The sequence below is a fragment of the Candidatus Wallbacteria bacterium genome (assembly GCA_028687545.1).
Classification (GTDB): domain Bacteria; phylum Muiribacteriota; class JAQTZZ01; order JAQTZZ01; family JAQTZZ01; genus JAQTZZ01.
In genome coordinates, this window is sequence record JAQTZZ010000002.1 from 30,127 (window position 1) to 49,290 (window position 19,164).

12 protein-coding genes are annotated in these 19,164 nt (G+C 49.0%); 4 read left to right on the top strand and 8 right to left on the bottom strand.

Going from position 1 to position 19,164, the window contains the following annotated elements:
* Positions 1-73: 73 nt before the first annotated feature.
* The 7 genes from PHW04_01210 to PHW04_01240 all read right to left on the bottom strand — a co-directional run bounded on the left by PHW04_01210 (position 74) and on the right by PHW04_01240 (position 9,992).
* The gene (locus PHW04_01210; GenBank protein ID MDD2714489.1) at positions 74-1,069 is read right to left on the bottom strand and encodes a hypothetical protein; all 996 of its coding nucleotides are present in this window, start codon (positions 1,067-1,069) and stop codon (positions 74-76) included.
* 82 nt (positions 1,070-1,151) lie between these two features.
* A complete protein-coding gene (locus tag PHW04_01215) occupies positions 1,152-2,078 on the bottom strand; it encodes a diacylglycerol kinase family protein (GenBank protein ID MDD2714490.1) in 927 nt (308 codons plus the stop codon).
* Positions 2,078-3,379, bottom strand: coding sequence for a sigma-54 dependent transcriptional regulator (locus tag PHW04_01220; GenBank protein ID MDD2714491.1), 1,302 nt, complete (start codon positions 3,377-3,379; stop codon positions 2,078-2,080). The genes PHW04_01215 and PHW04_01220 overlap by 1 nt, the downstream gene beginning before the upstream one ends.
* Positions 3,361-5,391, bottom strand: coding sequence for a HAMP domain-containing sensor histidine kinase (locus tag PHW04_01225; GenBank protein ID MDD2714492.1), 2,031 nt, complete (start codon positions 5,389-5,391; stop codon positions 3,361-3,363). Before PHW04_01225 ends, PHW04_01220 begins: the two co-directional genes overlap by 19 nt.
* A gap of 55 nt (positions 5,392-5,446) precedes the next feature.
* The gene (locus PHW04_01230) at positions 5,447-8,065 is read right to left on the bottom strand and encodes an AMP-binding protein (GenBank protein MDD2714493.1); all 2,619 of its coding nucleotides are present in this window, start codon (positions 8,063-8,065) and stop codon (positions 5,447-5,449) included.
* Positions 8,062-9,324 carry an MFS transporter gene (locus tag PHW04_01235; protein MDD2714494.1) on the bottom strand — a complete coding sequence of 421 codons (1,263 nt, stop codon included), beginning with the start codon at positions 9,322-9,324 and terminating at the stop codon, positions 8,062-8,064. The genes PHW04_01230 and PHW04_01235 overlap by 4 nt, the downstream gene beginning before the upstream one ends.
* Positions 9,321-9,992, bottom strand: a complete 672-nt coding sequence (locus tag PHW04_01240) for a CPBP family glutamic-type intramembrane protease (GenBank protein MDD2714495.1) — start codon at positions 9,990-9,992, stop codon at positions 9,321-9,323. Before PHW04_01240 ends, PHW04_01235 begins: the two co-directional genes overlap by 4 nt.
* A 224-nt stretch (positions 9,993-10,216) precedes the next feature.
* On the opposite strand from PHW04_01240, the gene PHW04_01245 reads away from it, so the two are divergent.
* The 3 genes from PHW04_01245 (at position 10,217) to PHW04_01255 (ending at position 17,045) form a co-directional block, all read left to right on the top strand.
* Positions 10,217-12,784, top strand: a complete 2,568-nt coding sequence (locus PHW04_01245) for a DUF5050 domain-containing protein (GenBank protein ID MDD2714496.1) — start codon at positions 10,217-10,219, stop codon at positions 12,782-12,784.
* Positions 12,785-12,891: 107 nt separating this feature from the next.
* Positions 12,892-15,522: a DUF5050 domain-containing protein gene (locus PHW04_01250; protein MDD2714497.1), complete on the top strand. Its 2,631-nt coding sequence runs from the start codon at positions 12,892-12,894 to the stop codon at positions 15,520-15,522.
* Positions 15,523-15,563: 41 nt separating this feature from the next.
* Positions 15,564-17,045 carry an ABC transporter substrate-binding protein gene (locus PHW04_01255; protein ID MDD2714498.1) on the top strand — a complete coding sequence of 494 codons (1,482 nt, stop codon included), beginning with the start codon at positions 15,564-15,566 and terminating at the stop codon, positions 17,043-17,045.
* Between the two features lie 162 nt (positions 17,046-17,207).
* On the opposite strand, the gene PHW04_01260 is transcribed toward PHW04_01255, so the two are convergent.
* Entirely contained in the window at positions 17,208-17,969 is a 762-nt protein-coding gene (locus tag PHW04_01260; GenBank protein MDD2714499.1) for a formylglycine-generating enzyme family protein, read from the bottom strand.
* Positions 17,970-18,011: 42 nt separating this feature from the next.
* On the opposite strand from PHW04_01260, the gene PHW04_01265 reads away from it, so the two are divergent.
* Positions 18,012-19,160, top strand: a complete 1,149-nt coding sequence (locus PHW04_01265) for a hypothetical protein (GenBank protein MDD2714500.1) — start codon at positions 18,012-18,014, stop codon at positions 19,158-19,160.
* Positions 19,161-19,164 lie beyond the last annotated feature (4 nt).

A 19,164-nucleotide genomic window follows, 5' to 3' on the forward strand; every position in this document is an offset into this window, starting at 1 on the left:
GACGCGCAGAGTTCAACCAAAAAAAAGTCCTGCCTAAGCAGGACTTGCTATTGAATAAGAATTACAACCTGTCTCAGTGATGCGGAAGCGGCAGAGTCGTGTTGTTGTTGCTGGGACCGATCTGCGGGCCGGACGGATTGATCACATGCTCAGTGGTGGTGGTGGGCACAGTCGGGCCTACCGGAGTAGTCGGAGGCACATTGTTGGACGGAATTATCGGTGTAATGGGTGTCGGTGCCGGTACGGAAGGCGGGACAGGGACAGTGGGGATCTGATATCCGCCACCCGGACCGTTGAAATAGACAGGATACTGCCCTGGACCGTAATAAGGATAAGGATTGTATGGATTATATGGATTGTATGGATCATAGTAATCAGCATAAAAATAGAGAATGTTGGTATAGGCTCCGGCGTTCCCTGATACGATTGTGATCGTGGCACTGTAGCCTTGGGCATAGTTGAGATTCCAGGTCGCCATCACACCCTGACCGGTAGTGCTCCAAGGTACAGCCATGTCCCCGCATGCATAGCTGCCGCTGACACTGTTGAAGGTAAGCCGGCCGATCATGGAGTTATCAGAGGCATACCAGATAACATGGATCGCAATCACCCTCAGCGAGGAATTGAGGTTGAGTGTTTGAGCCCAGTTCAGATAGAGCACGTCTCGGCTGGGAGGATCTGCGGCTTTAGCCGGGGAGGAAGCCTTGACAACCACCTTAGAGCTGTCTTTCTTCACATCGTCGGCAGCATAGAGAACTATCTCGATCCTGGTGTCAGCTTCTTCCACCAGCGCTTTCTTGATTTTATATGTAAAGGTGAACATATGGTCGCTCAGATTGAAGTTTTCAGCTGAGGCTTTATCGAATGGGGTCATCTCATAACTGGTGAAAACGAAACCGGCCATAGCCATTTCTGAAGGCATCACCACTTTCTCTTCCCAGGATTTGTTCTGATCGAATTTGGCGAGATAATGTTGAATCGAAGTGGTGTAAGTCTTCTCGGCGGCATAGGAAGCGGCAGCCAGCGAGACTATGGCTACAATCACGGCAATGTACTTCAAGTTATTCATGTTTCCTCCCGCCGGGGTTGAGATCCGGGAAAACCTCTTCAGATTAAGGCCTAATTAATTATAACACGGATCAAGGGGAAAGTCAAACTTCACTAGGCCTGAACAGGCATGGTTGAGAGAATACACCCTTCTTTTCCCGTGCGAGCAGAATCTCGCTTCCCAGGAAAAAATGCAGGGCTTGAGGAATCACTTCGACCTCGATAGGAGTAACTGGGCCGGAGTCGCCGTCAATCTGGGTGCGGACCTGTTGATCTGAATCGATTCTGGCATTTACGACTGGAATGATCCTGATCCATTTCGACTGTCCGAAGATAATCTGGAAAAGCGGAGACAGCCTGAATATGCCCCAGTGCGGTTTCAAAAAAAGCACCAGATTCAGAAGCCCGTCATGAGGAGATACTTTGTTGCTGAAGTGAAACGGTCCGGCATAATTCCTGAAATTCTGGACGATCAGGCTGTATGCGTGGTAAGTTTTTCCGCCGGTATTGATCCTCAGCACCGGTTCCCTGTAACACAAAAAAGTTTTCAGAAAACTATGCAGATAGGCGGCCCTGCCGGAAAGTTTCTTCAACCTCACGGAGACAGAACCGACGGATTCAGCGTCCATTCCTATGCCAAGGCTCATCAGGAAATAACTCTGGTTAACTCTTGCAAGGTCCAGCCCGATCGGGGATGGGTTTTTCAGGCTCAGAAAAGCCTTTTTGATGTCAGTGGGGATTCCCAGTTCTCCTGCCACCACATTGGCGGTTCCAACAGGGATCAGGGAATAATTCCGACAATAGGGATAAAAACTGTTAACCAGGAGGTTAAGGGTGCCGTCACCCCCGATCGCAGTCAGAATTGTGTTGCCGGTTACCAGCTTCTGATACTTGTCAAAAAAAATCCTGGGGTCAGGATCTGTCTCAAGAAGCTGCGCCTGGAAATCTTTCACCAGATAATTTATCTGGTCAAGCTTACCGGCGATCCCTCCGGAACAGGGGTTATAAAAAAAGAGGTGATTCAGTCCCATCATTCCAGCTGGTATTTTTTGATCAGACGATACAATGTGGAACGCTCAATGCCAAGAATTGCGGCTGCTTTCAGTTTATTGCCTTCAGTATATGACATGACCCTTCGGATATGCTCACGTTCCAGGTCGTCGAGGCTGCTGGGAATTTCGCCGTTTTCAGCTTTCAACCAGAGGTGTTCAGGCATGATGATTTCATCCGAGAGTATCAGGGCACGTTCCAGCACATTGTAAAGTTCGCGTACATTGCCCGGCCAGCCGTTGGACAGCAGCAGATCAATGGCTTTCTGGCTCAACGACTTCGGGCCGGCATTATTTTCCTCGCAGAATCTGCGGATAAAATGCTCGCAGTGCAGCATGATGTCCGGCCTGCGCTCACGGAGCGGAGGAATCGGGATCGGGAACACATTCAGCCGGTAATAAAGATCCTGCCGGAAGATTTTCCGTTCGATCAGTTCCTCGAGATTGCGGTTGGTGGCTGAGATGATCCTCACATCTATGCTGATGGGGGTAACTCCACCGACACGCTCGAATACCCGCTCCTGCAGAAGCCGCATGATTTTCGGCTGCGTTTCAAGAGGCAGGTCGCCAATTTCATCCAGAAAAAGAGTGCCCCCGTCTGCTGACTCAATTTTACCGATCTTCCGTTCCGTTGCTCCGGTGAAGGATCCTTTCTCATGCCCGAAAAGTTCAGACTCGAAGAGTGCTGCCGGGATTGACCCCATGTCGACTGTGACAAACGGTTTAGTCCTGCGCTGACTTTTATCCAAAATACTTTTGGCAGCCAGGCTCTTACCCACACCGGATTCCCCTGTGATCAGCACGCTGGAATTGGTTGGAGCCACTTTCAGGATCTTCTCGAACACTTGGATCATCTGAGAACTTACTCCGATCAAGTCCATCCCGTATTTTACCTTCACTTCCTCATAACTTGCCGCGGTTTCAGGATTTGCAGTTTTTAGACATTTTTCGATGGCATCCAGCAGTTGCTGCCTGGAAAAAGGTTTGATCAGATAGTCGGCTGCACCATCCTTCAAAGCTTTGATCGCTGTCTCAACCGTGGCATATGCAGTCATGATGATGACAGGAATCCGGAGGGTACTTCTGATAATTTTCAGCACTTCCAGGCCATCCGGTCCTTCCATTTTGAGATCAGTGATCACTAGATCCGGGTGGCAGAGAGCCAGCTGTTTTTCCAGATCCACGGCTGTTGTGAGCTTGACCACATCCGCCTTTTTCCGGAGAATGATCTCGAGCGTGTCCACCATCTCCTGTTCATCGTCAATCACCAGGATTTTGGGCATGGTTCGCCTCCCGGAAATTTTAGCGAGAATGTGGTAAGGGTTGCAGAACTCTCAATTGAAATCAGAGCATTTCCCTTTCCAAGTATCTGCTTTACGATGGCAAGCCCCAGTCCGCCTCCTTTGATCTTGGTGGTAAAAAAAGGCCGGAAAATCTGATCCCTGATCCCGGCTGGAATCTCAGGTCCGTCGTTGGATATTTCCAGCAGCACAAATCCCTGCTCAGTGCGGGTGTGGATAAAGATATTGCCCTTTGAAAACATGGCTTCAGTGGCATTAATAACCAAGTTTGAAACAACAGTTTTGAGTTTTTCAGGATCAAAGAAAATATGACTGTCTGCGAGGTCCAGGTGAAGAGTGATCCCTGGATACAGGGCCTGAGGCATTATCTGCTCCAAGAGCGTCTTCAGAAAACTGGGCAGTTCGATTTTCTGTGGATTCAACACCTTATCCGCTGTGAAAAAAAGCAAGTTGTTCATGAATTTGGTAAGTTTTTCTGTTTCATGGTGGATGTAGGTAACCAGTTTTTTGGCTTCAGGTTGAAGTTTCTGCTCATTGAGCTCATCTGCTGAGAGCCTGATGATTCCTAAAGGATTTTTGATTTCATGGGCGATCTGGGTGGTCATCCGGCCTATGGCTACCATGCGGTCGGCTTCCTGAAGCTTTTTTTCCTTGTCTGCAAGTTCACCGGAAGCTGCCATCAGTTTCTGGTTGGTCTCTTCCAGATTTTTAAAAAGCAGCGAATTATGCAGGGCGATGTTGGTATTAAGAGAGAGCTGCCGGAGAAGAGTGAGGTCCTGTTCGTTATAAGAATTCCCGTTCTTCTTGAGGCCGAGTGCGATGTATCCATGCAGTGTTTCTCCTTTTTTCAGCGGAATCAGGTAGGGTAAATCAATTCCTAAAGCAGAATTTCGATCTGCTTCAGAGCGCAAATCAATAAAGTCGTGCCGCATCAGAAAATCATACAGCCCGGGATTATTTTCTTCCAGCACTCCGTCCGGGTCGAGCACAATTTCCACCCGTTCAGGCTTCAGGACATGCACAAGCTTGCCCCGCAGAAGATCCACCAGCATTTCGGGTTCCAGGATTTCCAGACATTCCTTGGAAAAACTCAGTATCTCTTCTTCATACCTGGCCCAGTCTCTGGAAAAGAATTTTCCGGTCAGCTGGTAGATCGTGTTCCGGAACGGCTGAAAGGCGATGAAGATCGAAAGCAGCAGCAGGATGTCCAGCAGATAGCCATATTTAACCCGTTCGCCTAAATGCACGATTACCTGCTCATACATGAACAGGAAAAAAACCAGGAGCAGGACCATCACTACCACATAAGTGAAACTGCGCCTGATCAGAAAATTGAAATTGTCCCAGTTGAACTCGAGGATAGGCGGAGAGAGCAGGAAAAACAGGAGCACCGGAGAAACCAGGTTTTCCAGGTAAAACTGCAGGTTGGTGAAGGACTCCAGAAAATTCAGAACAGACATCAGGATGAAATTGAAAGAAAAGGCTAAAATCACCCAGGTCAACTGCTGACGCTTGAGTTCGAACTTTGACAATTCGAGCTTTCTGCCAAGGACCCAGAGCGCGCTGAACATGAATATAAGCTGATACACTGCGACTGCCTGGTGAAAAACTTCAGTCCTGCAGCAGGAATAGAAAAAGGTAAGATAGCAGATCGGCAGAAAGTAGCAGAGAGGTATCAGGGTAGTCCTGATCCTTTCAGAGACCACTCGGCTGTCCGGCGAAGGGAATGCCATGGAAAAATGAAGATACAGGATCGGGCATGCCAGCTGCCCGAGATTCCCGATCCCGCTGAGAGTATAGTTGAGGCCGGGAGTCTGCAGGATTTCGGCCAGAAAACCGATCAGGTTGTTGATGGACGAGGACAGCATCAGGATGATGAAAAGCCGGTTTACAGTAGAACGGCGGTCAGAGTTGAAAATGGAGACTGAGAAGGAGTAGATGGCAAGAAAAAAAAGCAGAAACAGCAATTTGACATTGAAAATCTCGGAAAACATATCCCAATGGTAGCTGAAAAAAGAGCACTTTTCAACCTCAGCGGTCAGCTGAAATTCAGGACTGCGTCAACATTTCCCGCAAAGCCCGGTAATCGGCTTTGCCGGTTCCCAGCACCGGGATTTTGTCCACTTTCACAACTCTCCTGACATTGTGCAGGCCGGAAAGCCCGCCTTCTCGTAACAGGCGGTTGGCTGTTTCACGGTCTGTATCGCGGATCGTGAAAAGAACGATCTCAGGCGGATCGCCGGAAGCTTCCACTGCGATTCCCGGCCCGTCGTCCTCTTCGCGGGTGAAATGCGGCGCCAGTACATATTCGATGGCTGGAAGAGAAACCATTTCTCCGCCCAGCTTCACAAATCTCTTGAGCCTTCCTTTGAAAGTGAGCACTCTGTCCTGATCTTCACTCACCAGATCCCCGGTTTTGTACCATGTCTTTCCGAGCGCTTTTACAAACGCTGATTCTCCACCGAAATATCCCGAAAAAATACTGATCCCGGAAACGAGCAGCATCCCTGTTCCGCCCGGTTGAACCTGTTCCAGAGTTTCAGGATGGACTATGGCATATGACAATGAAGGCAGAACCCGGCCGATGGTATAAGGTACTGGTTTTTCCTGATCATTGATCGAAATCACGGGGGAGCACTCGGTGATACCATATCCTTCAAGCAGCGCGAGCCTGGGGCACAGGGCAGTGAGCTTTTCGTACACACGCTCCGGGCATTTCTCAGCCCCGACAAAGGCGAGCCTCAGGCTGGAAAGCTGCTCAGCTGTCGCAATGCGCAGAATCCCAGCCAGAAATGTAGGGGTCCCGACCAGGATGCCGACGCTGTAGGACTCGATCAGTCTTGCCAGAGTCAACGCTTCCGTGGGATTGGGATGATAGACAGTGCGTATGCCAAGGCAGAGGGGCAGGAGGATTGTGCCAGTTAGTCCGAAGGAGTGGAAGGGAGGCAGAAAACCGATCAGGCAGTCATTCTGATGAAGGGTGATCGCACCGGAAATGTCCCGCAGATTCGCGAGCAGATTCCCGTGCGTGAGCGGTACTGCCTTGGGCAGATTTTCCGAACCACTGGTGAAAAGTATCACAGCCGTCTCAGACACTTTTACTTTAGCAAGGGACTGTGCGTGGAAAGCCCTGATGATCGCCCATATTTTCCCGAAAAATCCGAATTTTTCGGCCAGATCCTCGAGAAACACCAGCCCCTGAAGCCATGAAAGGTCATTCCCCTGGCTCTTCAGCCTGGCGATCAGGGTTCTGGATGTGACTATCCGGCTGACCCCTGTTTTATTCAGAGATTCTGTCAGACTGCGCTGCCCGACAGTCCAGTTGATCATCACCGGGGTCTTTCCTGAAAAAAGCAGGGCAAAATAAGCAGTGGCCGCTGAAACGGATGCCGGCAGCAGGAGTCCGATCCTCTCCCCTGGCAGCATCTCGAACTCAGGTTTCAGGAGAAAAACAGCGGCGACCAGATCCCTGTATGATTTAACGCCTGACATCTGGTCCGCAATGGCAACCTTGTTTTTCCGGGCCTGTTTCAGAAACACTTCCGTCAGTGTGTTCCCCTCAGGAATGGAAACTGCCTGATCTGTTTCCGTGAACCAGCTTCCAGGCACAGGAGAAATTTCAACCGGCCTCGCAGAAACTGCCTGACCGCATGAAGCCAGCATCACATCCGCCACGGATTGCAGGGCATCGGGATTTCCCTGCGGAAAGCCATATGTTTCCTCGACCCAGGAAGCGATCTGCACTCTGGCCAGGCTGTCCAGGCCAAGGTCCCCGGCCAGAGACATGCTTTCACTGATGCCGCTGCTGCCTGTAAGTTCGCAGAGAAAGCTCTGCACGGCGCTCCGGACAGGATCAGGAACTTCAGAGACATCTACGTCGAGTTTCTGCTCAACCGGCTCCGGTTTGATCCTTCTTCCACCCGATTCCCAGCAGGTATAAGGAACATACAGATTGGGAACCGGATTGAAGTTGTAAAAATTTTCCAGATAACGGTTTATCACCAGCCTGTCCGTTTTTCCGGGAAAATCAGAGGGTTCAATCAATTCGATCGTAATTTCCCGCTTAGGCACAAAGAAAATCAGGCTTTTAAGAAGAGCAGACAGTCCTTTGGAAAGGGCAACCGCCGCAAACGGTGCATGTCCGTCAGTACGGCTGAAAGAACTTCCCCACAACCCTCTTGTCCTGACCAGAACCACTCTGGTATCAGGGTGCTGCCTGAGAATCGTCTCCACTGCGCTGTTTCCGCCGATACTCTCGTATTTCCCCCGGGCGAGTCTTCCGGCCGGATAGAAAAGCAGATTGTCGCCGCCTGCGAGGATTTCCCCGCATTCTCTGATCTTTTTATCTATCTCTGCTGCGCAATCACCGCCAAGCTTTGTGATGTCAGGCAGCGTGATCACGCCGAACCGCTTCCCCAGCCAGCTGATCAGGGGACGGTCAATCTGATCGTGGTCTGCCAGAGTGCGCTGCTTGAAATGCGGATAAAACCAGGTATTGAGTATGATAGGATCGATCAAGGCTGGATGGTTGGGAAGGAGCAGTATGCTCCTGACTCCCCTGCTTTCAATTTTTCTGAGCCCTGTGATCCTGACCTGGTATCGCAGGCGGAGAATCGCCCTGGCCAAAAATGCAATCAATTTATTGAATCTGATCTGCACCTTTATCATTTCAACCTCCCCTTGTTCAGAACAAAGTACTGCCAGATGGAAACGGAAAGCGACATTATGCTCATTACGGCAAAGCTCTGGGTCGGCAGCAGCCATGCGTTAAGAAAATTTGCCACCAGACCTGAAACAAGAATGCCAGAAAAAACCGAGAAATTCGCGGCAGAAATCACTGAGCCTTTTCTGTCCGCAGCCGGACGCACCTGGACAAAGCTTTCCAGGGGGATCAGGAAAACCCCTCCGCACAGTCCGATACCGGCCAGATTGATAAAAATCGCCATCACCTGAAGATCATGGCCGACCGGCAGGTGCGGAACCAGCACCATCAAACCCATCATTACAGACATGATCAGTGCAGCCGGCGAGAGAACCCTGTACCAGCGCTCTCCAACCGCCAGGCGGCTGCTGATGAATCCCCCGGCTGCGATTCCTGTCAGGAAAACCACATTCATGAAGCTGGTGACTGCTTCTCCGGCGCAATACTGCTTCAAACCGAGAGGATTGACGATCATTGTCATCATCGAGCCGCAAAACCAGAGGAACATGTTGGACATGACCGCGATGTTGAGCAAAGGGTCTTTCTGTATTTCCTGAATCGTCCGAAAAGTTTCCAGCGGTCCGCTGCGCGGGAATTTTTTCTCGGGTGCCGCAGCTGGCCGGCTGGGAGCACCGAAGCTGACAATCAACCCCAGAATCGACACTGACACCACCGAAAGCGCTACCAGAAACTGTCCCCATGGAATCGAACTCACTTCCGCACCCCTGCGGCTCAGAACAAGCCCGGCCATGGCGATGCCTCCGAAAATTGCAGTGGTGCTGATCATCTTCACGATGGCATTGGCTTTTATCACATACCAGGCAGGATATAGTTCAGGAATGGATCCGTTAAGCGCAGGGCTGAAAACAGCAGCCTGAATCCCCATAATCCCAAGCATTGTGAAAATCAGCACCCAGCTTCCAGTACAGATTCCTGCAGCACCTGCAAGCATTGCGATCAGTTCAAGCACTTTGGAGCCTATCATCACAGACCTTTTGGAAAACCTGTCTGACAGCCAGCCTGCATAGGACGCAAATATCAGAAAAGGCAGAGTGAAAATAACTGTGGCATAACCCTGAAAATCAATCAGTCCGGCGGAAATCGCCATCAGCAGCGCTGCCTGTTTGAAAAAATTATCGTTGAACACTCCTAGAAAATAGGTGGAAGCCATTGCCGCAAATTTTCTGCGTCCTGCCTGAATCAGCTTAAGCTCTTCGCTGTTCATTGAATCACCTCCCAGCCGACATAAAAGATCGCAAGATCAGCCAGTACGTGACTGACATAGCAATCCAGCAGGGATTGCCCTGCAAGTCTCTGCCAGCTCCAGACAGCTGCTGCAACGCCGGTTGCAGCAGCAAATGCAAGTGTCAGATTCAATCTGAACATCGGGAGCAGAGCCGCAAAATGGTGGATGCTGAAAAATATTCCGTTCAAGATGCAAAGCGGAACGACTCCTGAAATCATTTTTTTCATCTGATCCAGAATAAAACCCCTCCAGTAATATTCTTCCATCAGACTGTTGGAAAAGGAAAGGAAAAAAGCAGTTGTAATATAATGATCCGTTAGATCCAATGCATACAATCTGTCAATGATCGGCCCTGGATTGACCATTGACTTGAAAAAAAGATTGTATGCAAGATAAATCAAAGCTGACATCAAAGTCCCGGTTAGGAGTCCCTTGACAACAGAAATTCTGGCTAGACCAATTCTTAAGCGCAGCACTCTCAAGGAAACCCCGGATCTGTACCAGACAATCAATGGAATTGCAATCATGATCAATTTACCAATTCCATATGTCGCAAACGGTTGAAATGAAAGATTGATCGCCAGAAAATCTACTATTGCCGGATAAAGACAGAAAAACAAAAGTGCAGCTTTAGTTTTTTTTCCCATACTACCTCCTGATTCTGGCAGTTTTTTACATTTTCTTCCATTGTTTTCGAATGAATGCTCACTCATTTATATTATTACTCAAATTTTCATGCTTGTCAAGTCCTCAAAGTACCATTCTATATATAAAAATTCAGCACAGGATTTATGCCGCAACTAAGCCCGACAGGTACTTATTATGTCAAGTCGCGCTTGATTTTAAGACGGATTTGGACTATAATGTATGTATGAAATTGATTCAATTGGTTTTAGCTGTTCTGATGATAATGAATTGTTCCATTGTTTCTGCTCATGATATAGTTTTTCTTCCTGGACAAGGTGTATTGCCTACGCCAACCCCGCATCCTACCCCGACGCCCACGCCAACTCCGACGCCTACGCCAACGCCGACCCCCACGCCGACTCCCACGCCCACGCCAACTCCGACCCCATCTACGGAATTAAAAATTATTTTCAGCAGTTACCGTGGAGACTATACCGGCATTTACATGATGGGTGCGAACGGCAGTGACCAGAAAAGGATCACACCAGTCAATGCCCCCACTTTCAGCCATGCAGTCTCACCGGTTGGAAACAAATTTGCCTTTGTGACAGATTATATTGACAATCAGCGCGAACTGTATGTGATGGGTACTGACGGGTCTGGCCGTAAAAAAGTCACTGACGACAAAATCTCTGAGATGCATATCAGTTATTCAGCAGACGGCAGCTCTCTGGTTTATTCTCTGTTAAATGGTACAGGCAGCGGGCTGTTGGACAAAGCCTACGACATAGTGACAGTGAAAATCGATGGCACAGGATGGAAAAACATTACCAATACTCCTGACAGTGAGGATTATGCTTCCTTTGTCCCTGATGGAACAAAAGTAATTTTCGAAGTCACAGACAGTACAAAAGCCACAAATATTGGAATAGTGAAAGCTGACGGCACTGGATATACCAAACTCACCACAGACGGAGTCAGCTATTCTCCCTCGATTTCCGGGGACGGCACCAAGGTCGTATTCAGTTCCAGCCGCGAAGCGGACCTGCAAAGCATTTACATTGGAGATGCCAGCGGGACCAAACCCAAGAAAATCGCCTCTGTAAAAGAGAAAAACTGCCTGCGTCCGAAGATTTCCGCTGATGGAGCAAAAGTGTATTTTCTGGTGGAAACCGTTTCCGGGATGCAGAAAACTTACGATATAGGAATGGTAGGTTCAGACGGCAGCTCGCAGACATTGATCACGACAAAATCCGATGTTACTGATTTCGACGTTGCACCAGACGGCGTCAGTGTGGTCTATGCTTCCCAGCATGAGGGGAACCTTCAGATTTATGTGATCAACTCCCAGGCTGGAGGGCCTACCAAGCTGACCACCAATGACGGAGCCGATGCAGAACCCAGGTGGATCACCTACAAAAATTCCAAAGCGCTGATAAAAATGAGAGTGATTGCAGCCGGGCAGTATCCTGCAGAGGCTCAATCTCTCGACTGCACTGACGCGGACGATTTCATCGATATCCTGAAATCCCAGAATTATAACCTGGAAGCAGACATCAGGGACAAAGAGATCCTCAAATCCTCTTTTGAACCGCCATCTCTGATCGATATTATGATGTATACAGGTCGTGGCAGTGCTGATATGGCGACCTTCCAGAACGGCACTTTTTCTTATAGAGACTTCAAATGCAATAATGTCAGGCACTTGCTGCTCTCCTGCAGCGAATCGCTGACAAACCACTGGGTCAATACTCAAAGAAATAATTCCAGGCTGCTCACAATACTTGGATACCGCATGGCTTCATTCGACAAACCTGCAGATAACGGCATAATCAAAATCTTCTGCACTGGCATCAACGGCAAATCCACTGATGATGCCCAGGCTTTTTTTGATGCCTGGAAACTGGCCAACTGCTCCTATGATCAGGAAACGGCCAGGTGCTGGAGCGGAATCATTAACAATTCCTATTACATGAGCCAGAGCAAATTCGATTTAGTCGACATGGGTGACCCTGGTAACAGTATGTTTTCCAGAGAGGACAACATGGAATCTTCCAAAATTTCGTCGGCTGGATTTAAAGCACATCCGCTGGAAGTCCCAGTCCCTCTTAAAGAGAATCTCAGCTATGCTTTTACTGTGGAAAAGGCTGTTGACGAGGAATTTCCAGTGATAATGGCTAATCCGATCGAGATACAGCGCCAGCTTGACTTGAATTCTTTCTTGAACTCAGGCTATGATTGTGAAATTTCCCCATCAGGCGGTCTGCGGATTTTCCGGACCCCTTCAAACCTGAACACTTCCAAAGGCTTCAGGGAAGCGTATAACGCCACTGTAACTTTCATCGATTCCTATCTGGGCGGCCTCCCGCCTGACGCCGAACTTAAAGAGATCGTTCCTATTGTCCGTACCAGTTCAGGTACAGATGTATCCATCAATTACTTTCTCTCCTTCGGCAGAGTGGTCGACGGCAAGGAGTTGTCAGGATTCAGCGGAGATTGCCTGAATTTCCTTGTGGACCGGTTCGGAATTGCTTCGTGCACTGTCCTCTGGCGGCAGCTCGAACAGTCTCCACCACAAAAAGACCTTCGGCTCCTCGATCCCATAGAAGCTCTGACCAGGGCGGCTTCTCAGATCTCCTCACTGATCAAAACCGGGGGGAATCTCACTTTCATCAACTTCACTGTGGGATATTATTCACCGTCTTTCCTGAAATCAGGTCCAGTGCAGTGCAGACCCTGCTATCATTTTATCACTCGCGATGGAAGCAGGATCCATGTCGACGCATGCAACGGCAACCTGTTCAATGACTAAAGCTCAAGAACAGATTTCACCAACTCTTTCAAAATGAAGCTTCCTGTTTAGTCAACATATGTCAAGCCCCACTTGCCTAAAAGACATTTTTAGACTATAATGTAAGTATGAAAATATTTCTGTTGATTTTGACGATTTTCCTGATCGTGAATTGTCCTGACATTTCTGCACATGATATAGTTTTTCTTCCAGGACAGGGTGTATTGCCTAATCCTACCCCACATCCTACTCCGACCCCCACTCCTACTCCAACACCGACTCCTACTCCTACACCTACTCCAACACCGACACCGACTCCTACTCCTACACCTACTCCAACACCGACCCCCACTCCTACTCCAACACCGACTCCTACCCCCACTCCAATTTCAGATTTAAAAATCCTGTACAGCAGTTATCAAAATAATTACACCAGTGTTTTTATGATGGATTCCAACGGAGCCAATCAGAAGAGAATCACACCCGATGCTGCCCCCACTTTTAGCCATGCAGTCTCTCCTCTTGGAAAAACCTTTGCCTTTGTGACCGATACCCTGGAAGCAGCTCAGCGTGACATGTATGTGATGGGAATTGACGGCTCTGCACGTAAAAAAGTCACAGATGATAAAACGACTGAAATTCACATTAATTATTCTGCGGACGGCAATTGGCTGGTTTACTCCCTGCAGAACGGATCAGCCAGCCCCAGCGGGTTGCTTACCAAAATCTACGACCTGGTGGTTGTAAAAACAGACGGCACAGGCTGGAAGAATGTCACCAATACTCATGACAGCGAAGACTTTGCCAGCTTTTTCCCTGACGGGAAAAAAATAATTTTCCAGGTTACCAACGATTCCAATGAAACATATGTGGCAGTGGTTGGAGTTGACGGCACAGGTTATACCAAACTCACCACAGACAAAATGAGTTTCAACCCCTGCGTTTCGGCTGACGGAACTAAGATCGCATTCAATTCCAAGCAGGGCGGGACACAGGAGTGCATCTACATTGCAGATGCAGACGGCAATAACCCCAAGAAGATAGCTTCTTTAAACGGCCTGAACTGCACCCGCCCTAAAATTTCCGCTGACGGGACCAGAGTCTATTACATGGTGGAATCAGTTCCAGGGGTCATGAAAAGTTATGATGTGGGAGAAGTCGCTTCAGACGGCAATGCGCCGCAGCTGGTCACTACCAAATCCAGTGTGCTGGATTTCGACGTGGCCCCTGACGGGGTAAATGTGGTTTATTCCTCCAAGCACGAAGGTAATCTGGAGATCTATACAGCCAACATCACGCTGGGAGGATTCACAAAGCTGACCACCAACCCTGGAGCTGACGCAGAGCCCAGGTGGCTGAACGCCAAATCCGATGTGACTGTAGTCAAAAAAATGAGAGTGCTAGCAGCAGGTGCTTACTCTCCCCCGAACAAGCCACTCGACAACACGGACGCCGACGATTTCATCGCCGCCTTGAGCGCACAGGGTTATACTCTGGAAGCCGACATCCGCGATGCAGCGATCAACCAAGCTTCATTCGAGCCGTCCACGCCGATAGACATCCTGATGTACACAGGACACGGCACAGACGACATGGCCTGCCCGCCTAGCGGAGATACCTATTCATTCAGTGACTGCAAATCCAACAAAGTCAAACACATCATGCTTGCCTGTTGCCTGTCTGTCACAGATAAATGGGTAGACGCCCAGAAAAACAATTCGAATCTGCTCACTGTACTCGGTTATTACATGATCTCATGGGACAAACCTGCAGACAACGAAATCGCCAAGGCGTTCTGCTCAGGGATCAACGGCAAATCCACAGACGATGCCCAGGCCTTTTTCGACTCCTGGAAACTGGCCAACTGCAACTATGATCCGGAAATGGCTAAACGCTGGAGCGGTGTGATCAATAAAACTTATTACAAAGGTCAGAGCAAATTTGCTTTTTTCAACCAGGACGATCCCAATGACAACACTTGTTTCAGAGAGGGAACAGAGAGTTTAACCAAAATCTCAGTCTCAGGACTCAAAGCCAGATCATTGGAAACTCCGATCCAGCTCAGCGACAATCTCAGCTATGCTTTCGCAGTTGAAAAGGCCATTGACGATGAATTTCCGGCGATAGTTGCCAATCCTGTCGATGTAAAGCGCCACGTTGATTTGAAATCATTCCGCCGCTTTGGTTATGATTACGAAATTTCCCAGGCAGGCGGTCTGCGGATTTTCCGGACCCCTTCAAATCTGAACACTTCCAAAGGTTTCTGGCAAGCGTATGCCACTGCTGTAAATTTCATCGAGGCCAATGGCGGGCTCCCTGCTGACGCCGAACTTAAAGAGATCATACCCATCGTCCGTACCTCATCCGGCATGGATGTGACCATTAATTACTTCCTCTCCTTCGGCAGAGTTGTAGACGGCAAAGAACTTTCAGGAATCAATGGAGACTGCATAAATCTCCTAGTGGACCGGTTTGGAGTAGCCTCTTACACTGTCCTCTGGCGGCAGCTGGAAAAATCTCCGCCTCAGAAAGAGTTGATTCTCGATCCAATCGAAGCTCTGAACAGGGCGGCTCCCCAGATATCCTCCCTGATCAAAGCAGGAGCACAAATCACTTTCATCAACTTTACAATGGGATATTATTCTCCGTCCTTCAGGCAATCCGGCCCAGTAGAGTGCAGACCCTGCTATCATTTCATCACCAGCGATGGAAGCAGGATCCACGTTGATGCAGAGAGCGGTAACCTGCTCACTGATTAGTACCCATTTCCTACTGACTTGTTTTCAGGTAAAATTACTTAATGCTGAGAAATATTTTTCTGATTTTGCTTTTCGCCATTACTTCCGGCTGCGGAAAAAACACCATAACTCCGGTTCAGGACAAAGAACACCTGGGCAGCGGAAATAAATCCGTGTCAGGGGACTCAGCTGTTGTAGCGCTCAGAAATTCACCTCTGAGCTTCAATCCACTGCTTCCTCAAAACGAAACCTCCCAGCTGATTAACCCTCTGCTATATGCCAGTGTGGTAAAAGAGGAACCTGATGGTTCGTTTACCGGTGATATTGCCAGAAAATGGGAAATCTCCACAGACGGAAAAATCATCACTTTTTATCTGAAAAACATTATCTGGTGGCAGGATGCGATCGAACTCACTGTCGCAGACATCAAATTCACCTGTGCTGCGATCAGATCCGGCAACAGCAATCTGCGAGAAGCTTTTTCCCGCTGCAGCCTGGAAGTAGTGGATGCATACTGTTTCCGAGCCGTATATGATGAGCCTTTCGCCCCTGCTCTCTGCAGCTGGACTGTTCCAATTCTTCCTTCACACCTGCTGCTTCGTGAAAATCTGCCTGATTCAGCCTTTAATTATCAGCCGATCGGAGCCGGCCCTTTCAGTTTTACCTCCTATTCACAGGATGACACACTGATCCTCAGCGCCAGTCAGAGCTATTTTCTCGGCAGACCGTTGCTTGACAAACTCGTATTCAAGATCATTCCCGACACTGGGAATGCCATCAATCTGCTGCTTCAGGGGAAGATCGACATTCTGGAACTCGAACCATATCAGTTTCAGAAATACTCCGGCTCAAGCGAGTTTCTGAACCGATTTACAGTGTTAAAAAAACCTTGCACAGACTATATCTCAATCAGATTTTCCAAGGGGACTCCTTTAACCGACCGGAATCTTAGAAATGCTCTCTCACTAGCCATCGACAGGGAACGCTTTGAAGGACGCCCCATCTCAAGCCCGTTCCCGCCGGATCGCTTTGAAAACCCTGCTGTCAAACCGATGGAATTTTCCCCGGAAAAAGCCCGCAAACTGTTGGAATCCCGCGGCAGCGGAGCCGGAGGCAATTCAATCTGCCTGAATTATCCGGCTGAGCTTTCGAATCAGGCAGCGATAATCAAGGACTCCTGGGAAAAAATCGGAGTTACAGTTACCCTGAAATCAGGGATCACAACAGAAATCACCGGAGAAACAAACGTGTTTCTGGAGCGGAAAGCTTATGGGTCTGACCCTGAGTTCTGCGACCTGCCTGACGGAGTCCCGGAAATTGCGCGGCTGATGGCTGAAGGCAGGAGAACTTTGAACATGGATCAAAGAAAAGAAATATATGGTCAGGTTCAAAAGATCCTGGCCGAAAGTCAGATCATCATCTTTCTCAGCGCGGAATCAGGTTTTTACGCTGCTGACAAGCGCTTTGCCGGGCTTAAGTTCGTGCCAGGCAGAGGATTCAATTTTCAGGAATGCAGCGTCCCGCAGGAATTGCAAAAGTATTAGAAGTTGTTCCAAGAACTGAGCTTCGCGAAGTTCTTGGTTACAACTTCTTATCCCCGGAGCGTCCTGAGCATAGCTCGGGACGCGGAGTGGGACTAATAAAATCATCCCAAGCCTCCGGCTTCGGGATGAGAGCCACTAACAAACAAGTTTGAAAGTGGCTCTTCACTTCTCCATCACTACCCTGAGTCCGTTCAGAAGATACCATTGCTCTTTGGGGCTTTTATCCCTGGCTTCCAGATGGCAGAAGTATGAATAATTCCAGAAACACCCGCCCCGCAGAACTTTGAGATTTCCGTTCGTGCACTGCGGATCATTGACAGGGCTGCTGCCGTAATATTTATCATAATAACTGTCATTGCACCATTCCCGGACATTTCCCAGCATATCGAACAAACCCCATGGATTCGGCTTCTTCAGCCCGACATCGTGTGTCATGTTTCCGCTGTTGTCGCCATACCAGAGATAATCAGTTTCAATGGAATCGCCCCAGTAAAAATGAGTGATTGTGCCGGCCCGGCAGGCATATTCCCATTCAGCTTCGGATGGAAGGCGGAACTTGCCGATCCCGCGCAGGTTCAAACGGCCGACAAAGTCCTGGCAGTCGTTCCAGCTTACTTGCTCCACAGGCCTGTTCGGACCGGAAAAACAGCTGGGATTGAATCCAGTCACTTCTTCCCACTGCCTTTGAGTGACTTCATATCTGCCGAGATAGAAATCCCTGGTGATCCTGACCAGGTGAGCAGGACAGGCATCTGCCGAATCGGATTCCACCCTGCCCATCGTGAATTCACCAGCTGAGATCAGCACTAATTCCATAGTCACTGAATGCCCGATATCAATGGTTTTTTCAGTGGCGTCCACAGCTGAGGCTGAAAAGCAAGTGGCAGAGGCCAGAAAAATAAAAATCAGACAAACTATCCGCATAGATTAGTTAGATAATAACCAAAATTCTGATAAAATGGAAACATGGCTGCTTTTTGGATGCTGGTCTTTTTCCTGACTGCCACTCATCTTTCTGCCGCTGAAACTGGAAACTCAACGCATTCAGCGCGATCCGAACTCTCAGAGCGGCACGGCCAGATCTTGCAGAGGCTCTTCCCCGTGCTGGAACTGCCCTTTGATTATCCCCCGGAAACAAAGACAGTGAAAATTCCTCGGAATCTGTCCCTTTGCCCCCCTGTCCCCGTAAATTCAGGCACAATCGTATCTTCCCACAGGATCACATCTGCTCCAGTGCTGGACGGGATTCAGGACAGCTGCTTCAATCGCCCGGTCAGCATCGACAATCCATTTTTTGAAAACACTCTGATCGCATCCTGTTACGATTCGGAAAGCGTCTATTTTTTAATCAGATTCGAGAACAGGATTTCTACGGAAGTCTTTCTCCTGAACCTGGAATGGGACAGGGATAAAAAGTCGTATTCAGCTTCAGATTATGAAGAAGCTGATTATAAATATTATTTACCGCGCAAGAACCTTTTCCTGGATCTTTTCTGGGAAACCGGACCTGGCCTGGAAAAAAGTCTCGGCAGTCGGAAAAAATGCCTGCTTGATCTGTGGGAATGGGCACCAGGAACCTGCAGCGGATTCCTGGACGACCGTTCAGTCAGGATCCAGTTCTCTGTCTCGCCCGGTGAGCTGAGGTTCCACCATGGAGAACTGCTGGGCCCTCTGCCTTTCTTTCTCAATCCGAGCTTCCTGGTTTTCGGGCTTGAGGATTCAGACATCGGCATCCCTCCATACACTGCGATAGATACAATCCCTTCTGAATTCAAGGGGGAAAAGCTGAACTGGTTCAGGGATCAATTACCCTCAGGTTCTGCCGGAGATCTCCGGGCAGTCTGGGCGTTCAACGGAAAGCAGGGAGATCTCTCAGGTGCGGCAGCAGCATCAGGAGTGGGAAAATGGTCTCTGGAAATCAGCAGGAAGCTGCGCACAGGCCATAGCGATGACGTGCAGTTCGAGCCTGGAAAGAAAAGCTCTTACCGTTTCTATTTCCAGTACATGATCCCGGTCTACAGCAAAGACTTGAAGGGCAGGCAAATCTATGACCCGCTATTGGAGCGCAATCTCGGCAAATTCTTCCCGTACTATACCCTGAAATTTGTGGATTGAATAA